The sequence below is a fragment of the Halopseudomonas oceani genome (assembly GCF_002903165.1).
Classification (GTDB): domain Bacteria; phylum Pseudomonadota; class Gammaproteobacteria; order Pseudomonadales; family Pseudomonadaceae; genus Halopseudomonas; species Halopseudomonas oceani.
The window spans coordinates 85,877-102,314 of record NZ_PPSK01000002.1; the positions used below are offsets into that span (position 1 = coordinate 85,877).

The following is a 16,438-nucleotide window of genomic DNA, read 5'->3' on the forward strand; positions in this document are numbered from 1 at the left end:
GCCTTTGCAGGATTGTCCTTGAGTACAAGTGAGGAGTAATCAGACTTATGCTGTCTGTTCGACGTTGGGCCCTTGCGGCGACAAGTGTGCTGGTTCTAGGGTGGCAATCGCTGGTGGTTGCAGCGGACTTGCCGGACTTTACTGAGCTGGTGGAAGAGGCATCGCCGGCTATCGTTAATATCAGTACCCGTCAGAAAGTTTCCAGCCAGCCGATGGCTGGTGTTCAGGGCATGCCTGATCTGGAAGGTATGCCACCGATGTTCCGTGAGTTTTTTGAACGTAGCTTCCCTCAGGCGCCATCGCCGCGCGAGCGCGAAGCGCCGCAGTCGCTGGGTTCGGGCTTCATCATTTCCCATGATGGTTATGTGCTGACCAACAATCATGTTGTTGCGGATGCGGACGAGATTTTTGTGCGCCTGTCTGATCGCCGTGAAATGCAGGCTGAGTTGGTCGGTGCGGACCCGCGCTCTGATCTGGCGCTGCTGAAGATTGATGCCGGTGATGATCTTCCGGTGGTCAAGATCGGCAAGTCGGCCGACCTGAAGCCCGGTGAGTGGGTGCTGGCCATCGGTTCGCCATTTGGCTTCGATTACTCGGTGACTGCGGGTATTGTCAGCGCCAAGGGGCGTAGCCTGCCTAATGAAAACTACGTGCCCTTTATTCAGACTGACGTAGCGATCAACCCGGGCAACTCCGGTGGCCCGCTGTTCAACCTGGATGGCGAGGTTGTGGGGATTAACTCTCAGATCTTCACTCGTTCCGGCGGTTTCATGGGGCTGTCCTTTGCCATTCCGATTGATGTAGCGATGGATGTGGTGCAGCAGATCAAGGACAACGGTAGCGTGCAGCGCGGCTGGCTCGGTGTTGTGATTCAGGAAGTAAACAAGGATCTGGCCGAGTCCTTTGATCTGCCCAAGCCGGCTGGTGCGCTGGTTGCCCAAATCATGCCTGGCGGTCCTGCGGACAAGGGTGGGCTGAAAGTTGGTGACGTCATTCTCGAATTCAATGGCCATGAGGTGGTTCGCTCTTCCGACCTGCCGCATGCTGTCGGTCGAGTGCGTCCCGGTGCCGAAGCAACTCTGGTGGTGATGCGTGACAAGCAGCGCAAGACCCTGACCATGGAAATTGGCACGTTGCCGGATGATGATGCGGTCGCTGCAGCAGGTGGCAACGATCAGGCGCCGAGCACGTCATCCAACCGTCTTGGTGTCACTGTCGCCGAGTTGAGTGATGACCAGAAGAAAAATCTGGATATTCACTCCGGTGTCGTGGTGCGTGAGGTTAGTCGTGGCCCGGGGGCCATGGTGGGGCTGCGCCCCGGTGACATCATCACCAACCTCGACAACCGTTCGGTCGATTCGGTAGAGACCTTTACCCAGATCGCCAGTGATCTCCCGGACAATCGCTCCATCTCCATGCGGGTGATTCGTCAGGGGCGCGCCAGCTATATCACCTTCCGTCTGGCGCAGTAAGGCCAGCGGTTTGCAGCCCCCGGTCATCGACGGTGTCAACAGGGCGATGACCGGGGGCTGCAGCGATGGCGACATTGCAGCTAATCAGGTAAACTCGCGGGCTGTTTTGGGGAGTCGCCTCCCCGTCTCGCCAAGTCTGGCAACCCTGTCTGGATGATCCGCGCTGTGAGTGACCTGAGCCTGATTCGTAACTTTTCCATCATTGCCCACATCGACCATGGCAAGTCGACGCTGGCTGACCGCTTCATTCAGATTTGTGGCGGCCTGACCGAGCGCGAAATGGAAGCCCAGGTGCTCGACTCCATGGATTTGGAGCGGGAACGCGGCATTACCATTAAGGCGCACAGCGTTACGCTGTATTACACCGCCAAAGATGGCAAGACCTATCAGCTCAACTTCATTGATACTCCCGGTCACGTCGACTTTCACTACGAGGTCAGTCGTTCGCTGGCAGCTTGCGAGGGCGCGCTGCTGGTGGTTGATGCCGCCCAGGGCGTGGAAGCGCAATCGGTAGCCAATTGTTATACCGCCATCGAGCAGGGCCTTGAGGTCATGCCGGTGCTGAACAAGATCGACTTGCCGCAGGCCGAGCCGGAGCGAGTAAAGGCAGAGATTGAGAGCGTGATCGGTATTGATGCCACTGATGCGGTTGCCTGCTCAGCCAAGAGCGGTATTGGTGTGGAGGATGTGCTCGAAGCGCTGATTCACACCATTCCTTCGCCGGAAGGGGATATTGAAGCGCCACTGCAGGCGCTGATTATCGACTCCTGGTTCGATAACTACCTCGGTGTTGTGTCGCTGGTACGGGTCAAACACGGCCGTATCAAGAAGGGTGACAAGGTGTTGGTCAAGTCGACCGGCAAGACCCATTTGGTCGACAGCGTCGGTGTATTCAACCCCAAGCATACCGAAACCGCTGACCTGAAAGCGGGCGAGGTGGGCTTCATCATCGCGGGTATCAAGGATATTCACGGTGCCCCAGTTGGCGACACCCTGACCCTCTCGACTACGCCGGATGTCAGCTCGCTGCCAGGCTTCCAGAAGGTCAAGCCACAGGTTTATGCCGGTCTTTTCCCGGTCAGTTCAGATGATTTCGAGGATTTTCGTGAGGCGCTGCAAAAACTGACGCTGAACGATGCCGCACTCCAGTTTGAGCCGGAAAGCTCCGAAGCGCTTGGCTTTGGCTTCCGTATCGGTTTCCTCGGCATGCTGCATATGGAGATCATTCAGGAGCGTCTCGAGCGCGAGTACGACCTTGATTTGATCACCACCGCACCGACCGTTGTGTTCGAGGTCGTGACGAAGGGTGGCGAAATCATCTACGTCGACAACCCCTCGCTGCTGCCTGACCCATCGATGATCGAGGAAATGCGCGAGCCCATCGTGCGGGCCAACATTCTGGTGCCGCAGGACCATCTGGGTAGTGTCATCACCCTGTGTATCGAGAAGCGTGGCGTACAGCACGACATGATCTTCCTTGGTACCCAGGTTCAGGTCGTGTACGACCTGCCGATGAACGAGGTGGTGTTGGATTTCTTTGACCGTCTCAAGTCGGTCAGCCGCGGTTATGCCTCGCTCGATTACAGCTTTGATCGCTTCCAGCCGGCTAAACTGGTTCGCCTGGATGTGTTGATCAATGGTGAGAAGGTCGATGCGCTGGCGCTGATCGTGCACCGTGACAATGCAGCGTTCAAGGGGCGGCAGCTGGTTGAGAAGATGAAGGACCTGATCCCGCGTCAGATGTTCGATGTGGCCATTCAAGCCGCTATCGGTGGCCAGATTGTTGCCCGTTCAACCGTCAAGGCGCTGCGCAAGAACGTACTTGCCAAGTGCTATGGTGGTGATGCCAGCCGGAAGAAAAAGCTGCTTGAAAAGCAGAAGGCTGGTAAGAAGCGCATGAAGCAGGTAGGTAGTGTGGAGATCCCGCAGGACGCGTTCCTGGCGGTACTGAAAGTCGACAACTAGAGACGGTAAGCGCGAACGATGATGCATATCAACTTTCCACTGGTGCTGGTGATTGCGGTTGCCGTCAGTGGGTTTCTGGCCCTGCTTGATCTCGTTCTTCTCGCGCCTCGTCGTCGTCGTGCGATAGCCAGTTACGAAGCCCAGGTCGATGTGGCCGACCCCCAGACCATCGAGCGGCTCGAAAAGGAGCCATTGCTGGTCGAGTACGGCAAATCCTTTTTCCCGGTGCTGGCGGTTGTGCTGGTGCTGCGTTCGTTTCTGGTGGAGCCGTTTCAGATTCCATCCGGCTCAATGAAGCCGACGCTGGATGTGGGGGATTTTATCCTCGTTAACAAGTTTGCCTATGGCATTCGTCTGCCGGTAATCGATACCAAGATCATCCCGGTGGGTGAGCCGCAGCGCGGCGATGTCATGGTGTTTCGCTATCCCAATGATCCGACTATTAACTACATCAAGCGGGTAGTCGGCTTGCCCGGTGATCATATCCGCTATGCTGGAAAGCAGCTGTATATCAACGGCCAGAAGATCGAGCATGAATTGATTGAGGTCATACCGGATGACGAAGTGCCTGACGGTCACCCGCTGCAGGCCGTTGCCAAGGCAGAGATATTCCAGGAGCAGTTGGGCGAGGTCAGCCACCTGATTCGTCAGAAGCAGCTGTCGCAGACACCCCGCCCCAATGAATGGGTGGTGCCGGAGGGGCACTATTTCATGATGGGGGACAACCGGGATAACTCCAACGACAGCCGTTACTGGCAATCAACGGAAATGCCCAGGGAGTTGTGGGGCATGGTTCCTGACAACTATATTGTGGGCAAGGCATTCGCGGTCTGGATGCATTGGCCCGAGCCAAAGCTGAGTAACTTGCCAAGTTTTTCGAGCGTTGCTCTGATTCATTGAGCGGGCCGAACAGGACATAACATCAACAACGGATTACGAGGTTATCATGCGCAACTCACAGAAAGGGGCTTCCTTCTTCGGCTGGTTGGCCGTTATCGCGTTGGTCGTATTCGGCATGGTTATCGCGATGAAGCTGGTCCCGATTTACATGGACCACTACTCGTTGCGCAACATGATTACGACGGTCAACGAAGATCCGACGATCAAGATCAACTCGCTGCGTGACCTCAATACTTACATTGAAAAGGGCATGCAGCTAAACAGTATCCGCGACATCAATCCAAAAGAAGCCATCAAGGTGACCCAGAGTGGTCAGAATGCCTACACCCTGGTGCTTAAGTACGAGGTGCGCGCGCCGCTACTGAACACAGTGGACCTGCTGGTTCACTTTGACGAAACATTCATTGTCAGACCATTAAAGTGAGCAATAAGTTAGACCGACTAGAGCGCAGGATAGGCTACCACTTCGAGGATCAGGACCTACTGGTACTGGCCCTTACCCACCGCAGTCTTGGTGGACGCAACAACGAGCGCCTGGAGTTTCTGGGCGACTCGATTCTGAATTTTGTTGCTGCCGAGATGTTGTTTCAACATTTTCCCCAGGCCCGCGAAGGACAGCTCTCCAGGTTGCGTGCGCGGCTGGTCAAGGGCGTAACCCTGGCCGAGCTTGCCAAGGGCTTTGAGCTCGGTGAGTACCTGCGGCTGGGATCCGGCGAATTGAAGAGCGGCGGATTTCGCCGTGAGTCGATTCTTGCTGATGCGACCGAAGCCATTATCGGTGCTATCTACCTCGACAGCGGGCTGGACGCTGTGCGTGAACGCGTTCTGCACTGGCTGGGGGGGCACATTGCTACCCTGACGCTGGTAGATAACAACAAGGACCCAAAAACGCGTTTGCAGGAGTTTCTGCAGTCGCGTCAGAGCGAGCTGCCTCGTTATGAGGTGATCGAGAGCAGTGGCGAAGCCCACTGCAGAACATTCAAGGTGGACTGTCAGGTCGCGCTGTTGGCTGAGCGAACCTTCGGGGTCGGCAGCAGCCGGCGTCTGGCAGAACAACAGGCAGCCCAGCTGGCGTTGATCGCCCTGGGTGTGGAGCGTGCCGATGACTGATGCTGTTTCCCGCTGCGGCTATGTAGCCATTGTTGGCCGCCCCAATGTCGGCAAATCGACTCTGCTGAACCATATCCTTGGGCAGAAGCTGGCCATCACCTCGCGCAAGCCGCAGACCACGCGCCATACCCTTCTGGGTATCAAGACCGAGGGTGAGGTGCAGGCAATCTATGTCGATACCCCTGGTCTGCACAAGGAAAACGAAAAGGCGCTCAATCGCTTCATGAACAAGAGCGCCAGTCAGGCGCTGCGTGATGTCGATGTGGTGCTGTTCGTTGTGGATCGTTTGCGCTGGACCGACGAGGACCAGATGGTGCTGGAGCGGGTGCAGTATGTCTCGTGTCCGGTGCTGATCGTGGTTAACAAGCTTGACCGGATGGAAGACAAGAATGAACTGTTGCCGCATCTGGAGTGGCTGACACAGCAACTGCCCAATGCCGAGGTGGTGCCGGTGTCCGCTCTGCAGGGGCGCAACATCGACCGTCTCGAGTCGCTGATTGCCGAGCGGCTGCCGGAAAGTGAACACTTCTACCCTGAAGATCAACTGACCGACAAGAGCTCGCGCTTCCTTGCCGCAGAGCTGGTCCGCGAGAAGGTCATGCGTCAGCTCGGGGCCGAGATTCCCTATCAGGTCGCGGTTGAAATCGAGCAGTTCAAACAGGAAGGACGCATTCTGCATATTCACGCCCTGATTCTGGTGGAACGTGAAGGTCAGAAAAAAATCATCATTGGTGATGGCGGTGACCGACTGAAGAAGATCGGTCAGGAAGCGCGCCTCGACATGCAGAAACTGTTTGGCAGCAAGATCATGCTCAATCTGTGGGTCAAGGTGCGTCGCGGCTGGTCCGATGATGAGCGCGCCCTCGGCTCGCTGGGTTATCGTTTCGACGACTGACCTGCATGCGCGAGCATCTGCAGCCCGCCTACGTCCTGCACAGCAGGCCTTATCGTGACACCAGCGCGCTGGTTGACCTGCTCAGTCTGCAGGGCGGACTGCAGCGGGTCGTCTGGCGTGGTGCGCGTAGCGGTCGCGGTGTAAAGCCACAGCCCTTTGTACCTTTGCTGGTGAGCTGGCAGGGGCGTGGCGATCTGAAAACCCTGCAGCAGGCCGAAGTCGCCGGCGCCCACGCCCGATTGCAGGGCCAAGCGTTGTTCAGCGGCATGTACCTCAATGAACTGCTGGTTCGTTTGCTGTCACCGGGTGACGCCCAGACGCTCCTGTTTGCTGGCTATCAGTCTGCACTGGAACGGCTGGCTTTGACTCCGTCCTCGGTCGAGCCCGTTCTGCGTGAATTCGAGTGGCAGCTGATAGTGCTGCTGGGGTACGGTTTTAGTCTGACAGAGGATGCCGATCAGCAGCCGGTGCTGGCTGATACCCTCTACTGCTGGAGCCCGGATATGGGGCTATACCCAGTGGTGGATGCCGCCCAGGGCGGCTTGCCCGGACGGGGGCTGTTGGCAATGGCTGCGCAGAACTGGGCTGATCCCGAGGCGCTGCCGATTGCCAAGCGCTTGATGCGCCAGGTGTTGGCTGTCCACTTGGGTGATCGCCCACTGGTCAGTCGTCAATTATTTGCGCCGGGTCGCACGGGCGAGCCGCGCTGAGGCCAGGGCGGATGGTCGCCCCGGCATAGTCAACGGAGAATCTTGCATGAGCCAGTCTGATCGCGTTCTGTTGGGCGTCAATATTGATCACGTTGCTACCTTGCGGCAGGCCCGTGGTACGCGTTATCCGGATCCCGTACAGGCTGCCATTGAGGCTGAGCAGGCCGGGGCTGATGGGATTACGGTTCACCTGCGTGAAGACCGCCGGCATATCCAGGAGCGCGATATTCTGCTGCTTGCCCAGGTGCTGCAGACGCGGATGAATTTTGAGATGGCGGTCACCGACGAAATGGTCGCATTCGCCGAAAAGATCCGACCTGCTCATGTCTGTCTGGTACCTGAGCGTCGTGAGGAGCTGACTACCGAAGGAGGCCTGGATGTCTGCGGCAACGAGGCCCGCGTGCAGGCTGCCATTGAGCGCTTGGCTGCGGCTGGTTCTGAGGTTTCGCTGTTTATTGACCCGGACCCGCGCCAGATCGAAGCGGCCAAACGCCTGGGTGCACCGGTGATCGAACTGCATACCGGCCATTACGCCGATACCGAGGGGGCCGAACAACAGCAGGCTCTGGAACGTATTCGTGAGTCGGTCAACTACGCGCGCAAGCTCGGGCTGGTGGTCAATGCCGGTCATGGCCTGCACTACCACAACGTTGAGGCTATCGCGGCCATCCCCGGCATCAACGAACTGAACATTGGCCATGCGATCGTTGCCCGTGCGCTGTTCTCTGGTCTTGCCGGGGCGGTGCGTGACATGCGCCAGTTGATTATGGAAGCCTCTGGCCGATGATCAGGGGTATCGGCACCGACCTGGTGCTGGTTGAGCGGATCGAGGCGGTGCTCGGGCGTCAGGGCGAACGTTTTGCGCGTCGTATCCTGACCCCTGATGAGTTTGCGCGCTTTGCCGCGCACGGCCAGCCTGCGCGGTTTCTGGCCAAGCGTTTCGCCGCCAAGGAAGCGATCATGAAGGCCCTGGGCACGGGGCTGGCGGGTGGTCTGTCGTGGCAGCACATGCAGCTCGACCGCGACCCGCTGGGGGCACCGGTGGTGGTGCTGAGCGGCGCGGCGGCGGAGCGCGTGACCGCCGGCGGCGGGGGGCGCATGCTGATATCGCTCAGTGATGAGCGTGAGCAGGCGTTAGCCTTTGCCATCTGGTCACAGGACTGACAGCGCACTCTGCAATCGGTCGATGGCTTCCAACAGCTGTTTTACCTCGTCATCACAGGGCGCCTTTTCCTTGAGTTTTGTCTCGGTCTGCAGGCAACGTTTGCGCAGCTCAGGTACGCCGCAGTAACGGGTTGCACCGTGCAGCCGGTGCACGGTTTCCAGTAGTGCGTCCAGGTTGCCAGCCTGGTAGTTGCGCTCGATCTGTTCGCGATCACCGGGCAGGCTCTGCATCAGCATCTCCAGCATATCCTGCGCCAGATCGGCCTTGCCGGCGGCCAGTCGCAGTCCTTCATCACGATCCAGGATGCGCGGTTCGGTGCGTGGCGGCTCTGATGCTGCGGGCGGCTCGATTGCGGGAGCGGTCACCGCCGAAAGGTCGTGACCGGTCCACTTCAAAATACAGTCGCGCAGTTGCTCCGGGTTGATCGGTTTGCTGAGGTAGTCATTCATTCCGCAGCGAAGTAGCTTGCGACGCTCATCCGCCAGAGCGTGGGCGGTCAGGGCGACGATCGGGGTGGCGGACTGTTGACTCATATCCTCGCGGATGCGCAGTTCTTCGGTAGTCTGGCGCCCGTCCATACCAGGCATCTGTACATCCATGAATATGAGATCGAAGCGCTGTTCGTCGAGAATATCGAGCGCCTCCACGCCACTGGATGCGGTGCGCACACGGGTGCCCATTTCCTGCAGAAAGGTGTCGACCAGTTTCAGGTTGGCTGGATTGTCATCAACGCAAAGAATGCTGACGCTGTTCGGGTTGCTGCGGCGCTCGCCCGTGGGGGGCAGTGAAACCTCTGAGGCGCCGGCATCGCCGCGAGGAGCCAGCAGACGGGTAGTCGTGCGATACAGCTTACGCATGCACAGGGGGCGCGAAAGTACCGCGCAATGCGCCTTTGGCAACTGATCCAGCAGGTCTGGTTGGGCAACGGTGTTGACCAGCAGGATACTCTGACAGTGACCAGCAGCTGCCCAGCGCTGCACAGCCTGGGCGCTTTCCGCCCACTCTGCGTCGTTTTCTCCACTGCTGATCAGCGCAAGCTGTATATCCTGTCCCTCCGGCGAGCGGAGGGCGCTGTCCAGCGCGGCGATAGATGGATAGATGCTAGTGCGCAGACCAAGATCATCCAGCGAGTGCAGCAGCGCCTGCTGGGTCAGTGCCAGTGGCTCGTATACCGCAGCATGGATGCCGCTCAGCGGCCGCTCAGGCAGGTCGTCGCTGGCCTGGCTGGACTTGTTCAGGGTCACCGTCAGCCAGAACTCCGAGCCTTCTCCCGGCGCGCTATTGAGGCCAATGTCGCCGTGCATTTCTTCGACCAGACGTTTGGTGATGACCAACCCCAGACCGGTGCCGCTGGTTTGTCTGGTCAGCGAATTGTCGATCTGACTGAAAGCACGGAAGAGTGATTTCTGCTGCGCTTCGGAAAGCCCGACGCCGGTGTCGGTAACGCTTATGCGCAGACTGGCATTGCTGTCGTTGTCTTCTTCCAGCATTACCCGCAGGCAAACCGAGCCTGCATGGGTGAACTTGATTGCGTTGCTCAGCAGGTTGGACAAAATCTGTTTCAGGCGCAGCGGATCACCGCTCAGACCCAGCGGTACGTCGCTGTAGATCAGGCTGACCAATTCGATCGGCTTCTGGTGCGCGGCGGGTGCGAGCATGGTCAGGGTGTCTTCAATCAGGTCGCGGAGATTGAACGGCATGGTTTCCAGCGTCAGTTTGCCCGCCTCGATTTTGGAGAAGTCGAGTATTTCGTTGATGATGGCCAGCAGGTTGTTCGCGGATTTGCTGATGGTGTCCAGATACTCGCTCTGGCGAGTAGTCATTTCAGTGCGCTGCAGGAGGTTGCTGAAGCCGAGGATGCCATTGAGAGGGGTGCGCAGTTCGTGGCTCATGTTGGCGAGAAATTCGGATTTGATCCGGCTGGCTTCCTGCGCGGCCTTGCGGGCCATATCCAGTTCGATGTTCTGAACCTCGATGGTTTCCAGGGTCTGCCGCAGGTCCTCGGTGGCTTGCTCGACGTTTTGTTGTAGCTCGCCCTGGGCGCTCTGCAGCGCCTGGGTCATGGTGTTCACGCCTTCGGCAAGATCATCCAGCTCCCGGGCGCCCTGTTTCGGCAGGCGTACGTCTAGCTGGCCCTTGCTGATGCGGGCGATGGCCTGGTTGATGTCGGCAATCGGCTCCAGAATGCGCCGGCCCATGAGGCTGACCATCAGGCTGGTGATCAGCAATCCCAGCAGGATCAGTACCAGGGTGCTGAGCAGGGTCTGGTAGGTCCGCAGCTCGGTATTGCCGTGGCTCAGCTCGACTTCCAGCCAGCCGATCAGGGCATCAGGTTCGATATCGTTGCGCTCAGCGTTGGCCAGCAGCTCCGGACTTGCCTGCAACGGCAGAATGAACCGGGTGCTGCGTTCGCCGCTGCGAATCTGCAGGCCGGTGCCAGCGGCAAGCGGGGTTTCCGGCAGCGGTTTATCGGCAACGAACATTTGCGGGCCGCTGTGTTCAAGGGGGTGACGGTCTGCGTCGTAGAGTGCGACTGCGCGTACGTCCTGGTAGTTCAGGGTGCTGGCCAGCGCACTACGTAGTCGCGCTGGCTGCCCCGCCAGCAGTGCTTCGGTAGCGGGTCGCTGCAGATGCTCGGCCGTCAATTGGCCTCGTTCCAGTAACTGCTGTTGCAGGTCGCCAAGGTGTTGCCAGCTGAAGTAGGCGCCGACCGCCGTGGCCAGAATCCCCGCGGGGATCAGGGTCATCAGCAGGAGCCGCGCCTTGATGCCGATCTCGTTCATTAGGTATATCCACTACGCCGTTGCCGGTATCATAGGCCGACTTAGCAAAAAGCACAGCTTTGATGACCCAGTTGTCCGGGTCAACCGGCCCCGAGGTGGATTCATGAGTTACCCAACCATCGCCGACTGCATCGGCAACACGCCGCTGGTGCGATTGCAGCGCCTGCCTGGCAATACCAGCAACACCATCCTGGTCAAGCTTGAAGGTAACAACCCGGCTGGCTCGGTCAAGGACCGTCCGGCGCTGTCGATGATCGAGCGAGCCGAGGTGCGCGGCGATATCAAGCCCGGCGACACCCTTATTGAAGCCACCTCTGGCAATACCGGCATCGCATTGGCAATGGCGGCGGCCATCAAGGGCTACCGCATGGTGCTGATCATGCCGAACAACATGAGCGCCGAGCGCAAGTCGGCGATGACCGCCTACGGTGCCGAGCTGATCGAGGTAACCCAGGCCCAGGGCATGGAAGGTGCCCGGGATCTGGCTTTGCGGATGCAGGCCGAAGGGCAGGGCAAGGTGCTCGATCAGTTTGGCAATGAGGACAATCCCGAGGCCCATTATCGCGGCACCGGTCCAGAGATCTGGCGTGACACCCGGGGCACCGTGACCCACTTCGTCAGCTCAATGGGTACCACCGGTACCATCATGGGCACTTCCCGTTACCTCAAGGAACAGAATCCGGCGATTCAGATTGTCGGTCTGCAACCGATCGAGGGCGCCGCCATTCCCGGCATCCGCCGCTGGCCGAAGGAATATCTGCCGACCATCTTTGATGACACCCGGGTGGATCAGGTGATCGATATGGGCCAGCAGGAAGCCGAAGTGACCATGCGTCGACTGGCGCGGGAGGAGGGCGTCTTCTGCGGCGTGTCGTCCGGTGGATCGGTTGCAGCAGCGCTGCGGATCAGCGCCGAGGTCGAGAATGCGGTCATTGTGGCGATCATCTGTGATCGTGGTGATCGCTACCTGTCCACCGGCGTATACGACGGTCCGGTATGAAGCGCGGTCGCGGTCGCCCGCGTGCAACCGCCGTCGCCGACGCGCCTGCTGCGGTTGGCCAGCGCATCGAGCTTGCGCTTGAGCGCCTGACCCACGATGGCCGCGGCATCGGCCGCTGGCGAGGACGAACTACCTTTGTCGAGGGCGGTTTGCCCGGCGAGCAGGTTACCGCCAGGGTTGTCCGGGCGCGTAGCAAGTTGATCGAGGCACGCCTGGAAAGCCTGCAGCAGAGTAGTCCAGAGCGTCAGCAGCCGCGTTGTCCGCACGTTGAATTGTGTGGTGGCTGCAGTCTGCAGCACATGGCACACACGCAGCAGCTGGAGATCAAGCAGCAGGCACTGGCCCAGCAATTGCAACATTTCGCCCAACTTGAACCACAGCAATGGGCGCCGGCATTGTCCGGGCCGGAATACGGCTATCGTCAGCGGACACGTATTGCGCTGCGCTGGGACCGGCAGCGGCGTGAGCTGGATGTGGGCTTTCGTCAGCGGGCCAGCAGTGAGCTGGTTAATGTGGAGCAATGCCCTGTTCTGGTGCCGGAGCTGGAGGCCGCGCTCAAGGCGCTACCGAACATGCTGCGTGGTCTTGAGGCGGTCGAGACCTTGGGTCATGTTGAACTGATTGGTGGAGAACATCCGGCACTGGTGCTGCGCCACCTGCGGCCTTTGCCAGCCGAGGACCAGCAGCAGTTGGCAGCCTTTGCCACGCAGTTCGGCATGAGCTGCTGGCTGCAGGGTGATGACTTGTCGGCTGTACCGCTGGGCGCTGCCGCCGAGCCGGCCTATCGGCTGGCTGATCAGCAGTTGATGTTGGAGTTTGCCCCGGGTGACTTTACCCAGGTCAACCCGCAGATTAATCAGGCGATGGTTAACCAAGCGCTGGACTGGCTGGCTATCGAGCCGGGCGAGGCGGTGCTGGATCTGTTCTGCGGGGTCGGCAATTTTGCCCTGGCGTTGGCCCGGGTGGGTGCAGCAGTAGTCGGCATTGAGGGCAGTGAAGAGATGGTCGCGCGGGCGCAGGACAACGCGCGTAAAAACAAACTGCCGGCAGTGCACTTTTTGCCGGCTGATCTGTCGAAGCCACTTGAAATGCCAGCAGGGCCCCAGACATATACCGCTGCCTTGCTTGATCCGCCGCGCGACGGTGCAGATCAAATGGCCGCAGATCTGGCGGCGATGGGTGTTGAACGCATACTTTATGTTTCCTGCAACCCGGCTACGCTGGCGCGGGATGCGGGAATTCTGGCTGGCAAGGGCTACACCCTGGTTCGGGCGGGTATCATGGACATGTTTCCCCAGACCGCCCATGTCGAAGCCATGGCATTGTTCCGGAGACAATAGATCGCCTCTGGGCGAGGATAAGAAAGATGGTACAGGTCAGAGCAGCACACCCGATCAATCAGGATGGAAGCGTCAACATCGACGCCTGGATCAGCAGAATCGGGGAGCGGACCCAGCTCGGCGATCCCCAGGTGCTGCATGAGGCGTGCGAGTGGGCATGTGATCTCGAGCAGCAGGCCATTGCGGCCGAGAACATCTGGGCCAACGGCGCCAGCAGCTATCGCACCGGTCTGGAAATGGCCGAGATTCTTGCCGACCTCAAACTCGACCAGGATTCGCTGGTCGCCGCCGTGGTCTATCGCGCGGTGCGTGAGCGCAAGACCGATATCACCGAGGTAGAGCATCGTTTTGGCCCGACCGTCGCCCATCTGGTTGATGGTGTCCAGCGCATGGCGGCGATCAGTGTGTCGCAGAATCCCGGCAACAATGCCATGTTCAACACCCAGTCACAGGTCGAGAATTTGCGCAAGATGCTGGTGACCATGGTCGACGACGTACGCGTTGCGTTGATCAAGCTGGCTGAACGCACCTGCGCCATCCGGGCGGTCAAGGACGCGCCGGAGGAGAAGCGTTATCGGGTTGCCCGCGAGGTGTTCGACATCTATGCGCCGCTGGCGCACCGGCTTGGTATCGGTCATATCAAGTGGGAGCTGGAGGATCTGTCCTTCCGTTATCTGGAGCCTGCCCAGTACAAGCAGATCGCCAAGCTGCTGGACGAACGCCGGCTTGACCGGCAGGAATATATCGATGCGGTGATGGGGCAGCTGCGTGCGGCGCTGGAAGAGGCGTCCATTCATGCCGACATCACTGGGCGGGCCAAGCATATCTATTCGATCTGGCGGAAGATGCAGCGCAAGGGCATCGATTTCAGTCAGGTCTACGACGTGCGCGCGGTGCGGATTTTGGTGCCGCAGGTGCGTGACTGCTATACCGCGCTGGGTGTGGTGCACAGCCTGTGGCGCCACATTCCCAACGAGTTCGACGACTATATCGCCAATCCCAAGGAGAACGGCTACCGCTCGCTGCACACTGCGGTGATCGGCCCTGAGGGCAAGGTGCTGGAAGTACAGATCCGTACCCAGGGTATGCATGAAGAGGCTGAGCTCGGTGTCTGCGCCCACTGGCGCTACAAGGGAACCGACCTGGACAGCAACTCCAACGCCTACGAAGACAAGATCGCCTGGCTGCGGCAGGTGCTGGAATGGCACGAAGAAATGGGCGATATCGGCGGGCTGGCCGAGCAGTTGCGGGTCGACTTTGAGCCGGACCGCATCTATCTGTTCACGCCCGATGGGCATGTGCTGGACATGCCCAAGGGCGCGACCCCGCTGGATTTCGCTTATCGGGTACACACCGAGATCGGCCACAGCTGCCGCGGCGCCAAGGTCAACGGCCGCATTGTCCCGCTCAACTACCTGCTGCAGACCGGTGAGCAGGTCGAGATCATTACTGGCAAGCAGAGCGGGCCGAGTCGTGACTGGCTGAACCCCAACCTCGGCTACCTGAACACGTCACGCGCGCGGGCCAAGGTGCAGCACTGGTTCAAGGAGCAGGCCCGCGAGCAGAACGTTCAGGCCGGCAAGCTGATGGTCGAGCGCGAACTGACCCGTATGGCCCTGAACGGCGCAGACTATGCGCAACTGATCGACCGTCTCGGGCTGAAGAGTCAGGAAGATTTGTTCGTCGCTGTCGGAGCCGGCGATATGCGTCTGGCCCACGTGGTGACTGTGGCCCAGCAATTGGTCGAGCCGGATCGTCACAGCGAGCAGCTGGAGCTGATTCCGAAGAAGCCGAGCCGCTCTTCTGTCGGCCGCCGCGGCGACGTCTATATTCAGGGTGTCGGCAACCTGATGACCCAACTGGCGGGTTGCTGTCAGCCGGTGCCGGGCGATCCGATCATTGGCTATATCACCCTCGGTCGCGGCGTCACGGTCCACCGCGCCGACTGTGCCAATGCGATGCAGCTGCAGGATCGTGACTCTGAGCGCCTGATCGAGGTGAGCTGGGGCGGCGCACCAGTGCAGACCTACCCGGTGGAGATCTATATCAAGGCCTACGACCGCTCCGGTCTGTTGCGCGACGTTTCACTGTTGTTGGCCAACGAGAAGATCAACGTGCTGGAGGTTAATACGCGTACCAACAAGGACGATAACTACGCCGCCATGTTGCTGACTATCGAAATTCCGAATCTCGGTCTGCTCAGCCGTCTGTTGACCCGGATCAGCCAGTTGCCGAACGTGATCGAGGCGCGGCGCAACCGTCAGGAAGCTCGCGGATGAGCTATCAGCTGGATGATCTGCTGTACCTGATGCAGCGCTTGCGCGACCCGCAGCATGGTTGTCCGTGGGATCTGGAGCAGAGCTACGCGACCATCGTGCCGCATACGCTAGAAGAGGCCTACGAAGTCGCCGATGCCATCGAGCAGGGCGATTTCGACCAATTGCGTGGCGAGCTGGGTGACCTGCTGTTTCAGGTGGTGTATTACGCTCAACTGGCAGATGAAGAGCAGCGTTTTGGTTGGAACGAGGTGGTGGATGGCATCACCCGCAAGCTGGTGCGGCGTCACCCCCACGTGTTCCCGGATGGCAAGCTGCGTACCCCGCCTGGCACCCTGACTTTGGCACCTGAGCAGATCAAACAGCGCTGGGAGCAGATCAAGGCCGAGGAACGGGCTGAGAAGGCAGACCAGCCTGAACAGCTTTCATTGCTGGATGATGTGCCCGCAGCGCTGCCAGCGCTGAGTCGCGCGCAAAAACTGCAGAAGCGCGCCTCGTCCGCCGGGTTCGACTGGCCCGAGGCAGCGCCGGTCATTGACAAGATCAGCGAAGAGCTCGATGAGGTGCGCGAAGCACTGGCCGCTGGCCAGCAGCAGGCTGTTGCAGAGGAAATGGGTGACCTGCTGTTCTGCGTGGTCAACCTGGCGCGTCATCTCGGCGTGGATGCGGAAAACGCCTTGCGTCAGGGCAATGCCAAGTTCGAGCGGCGCTTCCGCTTTATCGAAGATCAAGTGCGTGCGCAGGGCACTACGGTGGCCGAGCGCGCTCTGGACGAACTCGACGCCTTTTGGGATATGGCCAAGCAAGCGGGGTTGTAACCTG

14 protein-coding genes are annotated in these 16,438 nt (G+C 59.6%); 13 read left to right on the forward strand and 1 reads right to left on the reverse strand.

The annotated features are described in order from the left end of the window. Window positions 1-38: 38 nt before the first annotated feature. From C1949_RS02610 to acpS, 9 genes are all read left to right on the forward strand, one after another. Window positions 39-1,472 carry a DegQ family serine endoprotease gene (locus C1949_RS02610; RefSeq protein WP_373289801.1) on the forward strand — a complete coding sequence of 478 codons (1,434 nt, stop codon included), beginning with the start codon at window positions 39-41 and terminating at the stop codon, window positions 1,470-1,472. A 165-nt stretch (window positions 1,473-1,637) separates the two neighbouring features. After that, complete coding sequence (gene lepA, locus C1949_RS02615) at window positions 1,638-3,437, forward strand: translation elongation factor 4 (RefSeq protein ID WP_104737194.1); 1,800 nt, start codon at window positions 1,638-1,640, stop codon at window positions 3,435-3,437. A 21-nt stretch (window positions 3,438-3,458) separates the two neighbouring features. After that, window positions 3,459-4,337 (forward strand): signal peptidase I, encoded by an 879-nt coding sequence (gene lepB / locus C1949_RS02620; RefSeq protein ID WP_104737195.1) that lies wholly within the window; start codon window positions 3,459-3,461, stop codon window positions 4,335-4,337. A 46-nt stretch (window positions 4,338-4,383) separates the two neighbouring features. Beyond that, window positions 4,384-4,761 (forward strand): DUF4845 domain-containing protein, encoded by a 378-nt coding sequence (locus C1949_RS02625; protein WP_104736929.1) that lies wholly within the window; start codon window positions 4,384-4,386, stop codon window positions 4,759-4,761. Then, window positions 4,758-5,447, forward strand: a complete 690-nt coding sequence (gene rnc, locus C1949_RS02630; protein ID WP_104736930.1) for a ribonuclease III — start codon at window positions 4,758-4,760, stop codon at window positions 5,445-5,447. Before C1949_RS02625 ends, rnc begins: the two co-directional genes overlap by 4 nt. After that, window positions 5,440-6,342 (forward strand): GTPase Era, encoded by a 903-nt coding sequence (gene era, locus C1949_RS02635; RefSeq protein ID WP_104736931.1) that lies wholly within the window; start codon window positions 5,440-5,442, stop codon window positions 6,340-6,342. The genes rnc and era overlap by 8 nt, the downstream gene beginning before the upstream one ends. A gap of 5 nt (window positions 6,343-6,347) precedes the next feature. Further along, a complete protein-coding gene (gene recO, locus C1949_RS02640) occupies window positions 6,348-7,052 on the forward strand; it encodes a DNA repair protein RecO (RefSeq protein ID WP_104736932.1) in 705 nt (234 codons plus the stop codon). Window positions 7,053-7,098: 46 nt separating this feature from the next. Further along, window positions 7,099-7,839, forward strand: a complete 741-nt coding sequence (pdxJ, locus tag C1949_RS02645) for a pyridoxine 5'-phosphate synthase (protein ID WP_104736933.1) — start codon at window positions 7,099-7,101, stop codon at window positions 7,837-7,839. After that, window positions 7,836-8,216, forward strand: coding sequence for a holo-ACP synthase (gene acpS, locus C1949_RS02650; protein ID WP_104736934.1), 381 nt, complete (start codon window positions 7,836-7,838; stop codon window positions 8,214-8,216). The genes pdxJ and acpS overlap by 4 nt, the downstream gene beginning before the upstream one ends. Here the strand turns inward: acpS and C1949_RS02655 are convergent. Then, a complete protein-coding gene (locus C1949_RS02655; RefSeq protein WP_188656512.1) occupies window positions 8,205-11,000 on the reverse strand; it encodes a response regulator in 2,796 nt (931 codons plus the stop codon). The genes acpS and C1949_RS02655 overlap by 12 nt on opposite strands. Before the next feature lie 103 nt (window positions 11,001-11,103). Here C1949_RS02655 and cysM point away from each other — a divergent pair, with 103 nt between their 5' ends. The 4 genes from cysM to mazG are packed head-to-tail and all read left to right on the forward strand — an operon-like array spanning window position 11,104 to window position 16,434. Then, window positions 11,104-12,000 carry a cysteine synthase CysM gene (gene cysM / locus C1949_RS02660; protein ID WP_104736936.1) on the forward strand — a complete coding sequence of 299 codons (897 nt, stop codon included), beginning with the start codon at window positions 11,104-11,106 and terminating at the stop codon, window positions 11,998-12,000. Continuing rightward, entirely contained in the window at window positions 11,997-13,340 is a 1,344-nt protein-coding gene (gene rlmD / locus C1949_RS02665; protein ID WP_104736937.1) for a 23S rRNA (uracil(1939)-C(5))-methyltransferase RlmD, read from the forward strand. The genes cysM and rlmD overlap by 4 nt, the downstream gene beginning before the upstream one ends. A 26-nt stretch (window positions 13,341-13,366) precedes the next feature. Beyond that, entirely contained in the window at window positions 13,367-15,619 is a 2,253-nt protein-coding gene (relA, locus tag C1949_RS02670) for a GTP diphosphokinase (protein ID WP_104736938.1), read from the forward strand. Further along, window positions 15,616-16,434, forward strand: a complete 819-nt coding sequence (mazG, locus tag C1949_RS02675) for a nucleoside triphosphate pyrophosphohydrolase (RefSeq protein WP_104736939.1) — start codon at window positions 15,616-15,618, stop codon at window positions 16,432-16,434. The genes relA and mazG overlap by 4 nt, the downstream gene beginning before the upstream one ends. Window positions 16,435-16,438 lie beyond the last annotated feature (4 nt).

Coding starts and splice junctions, on each gene's coding strand:
- C1949_RS02625 (WP_104736929.1), top strand. CDS start 4,384: ATGCGCAACTCACAGAAAGGGGCTTCCTTCTTCGGCTGGTTGGCCGTT.
- cysM (WP_104736936.1), top strand. CDS start 11,104: ATGAGTTACCCAACCATCGCCGACTGCATCGGCAACACGCCGCTGGTG.
- lepB (WP_104737195.1), top strand. CDS start 3,459: ATGCATATCAACTTTCCACTGGTGCTGGTGATTGCGGTTGCCGTCAGT.
- pdxJ (WP_104736933.1), top strand. CDS start 7,099: ATGAGCCAGTCTGATCGCGTTCTGTTGGGCGTCAATATTGATCACGTT.
- era (WP_104736931.1), top strand. CDS start 5,440: ATGACTGATGCTGTTTCCCGCTGCGGCTATGTAGCCATTGTTGGCCGC.
- relA (WP_104736938.1), top strand. CDS start 13,367: ATGGTACAGGTCAGAGCAGCACACCCGATCAATCAGGATGGAAGCGTC.
- recO (WP_104736932.1), top strand. CDS start 6,348: ATGCGCGAGCATCTGCAGCCCGCCTACGTCCTGCACAGCAGGCCTTAT.
- C1949_RS02655 (WP_188656512.1), bottom strand. CDS start 11,000: ATGAACGAGATCGGCATCAAGGCGCGGCTCCTGCTGATGACCCTGATC.
- rlmD (WP_104736937.1), top strand. CDS start 11,997: ATGAAGCGCGGTCGCGGTCGCCCGCGTGCAACCGCCGTCGCCGACGCG.
- acpS (WP_104736934.1), top strand. CDS start 7,836: ATGATCAGGGGTATCGGCACCGACCTGGTGCTGGTTGAGCGGATCGAG.
- mazG (WP_104736939.1), top strand. CDS start 15,616: ATGAGCTATCAGCTGGATGATCTGCTGTACCTGATGCAGCGCTTGCGC.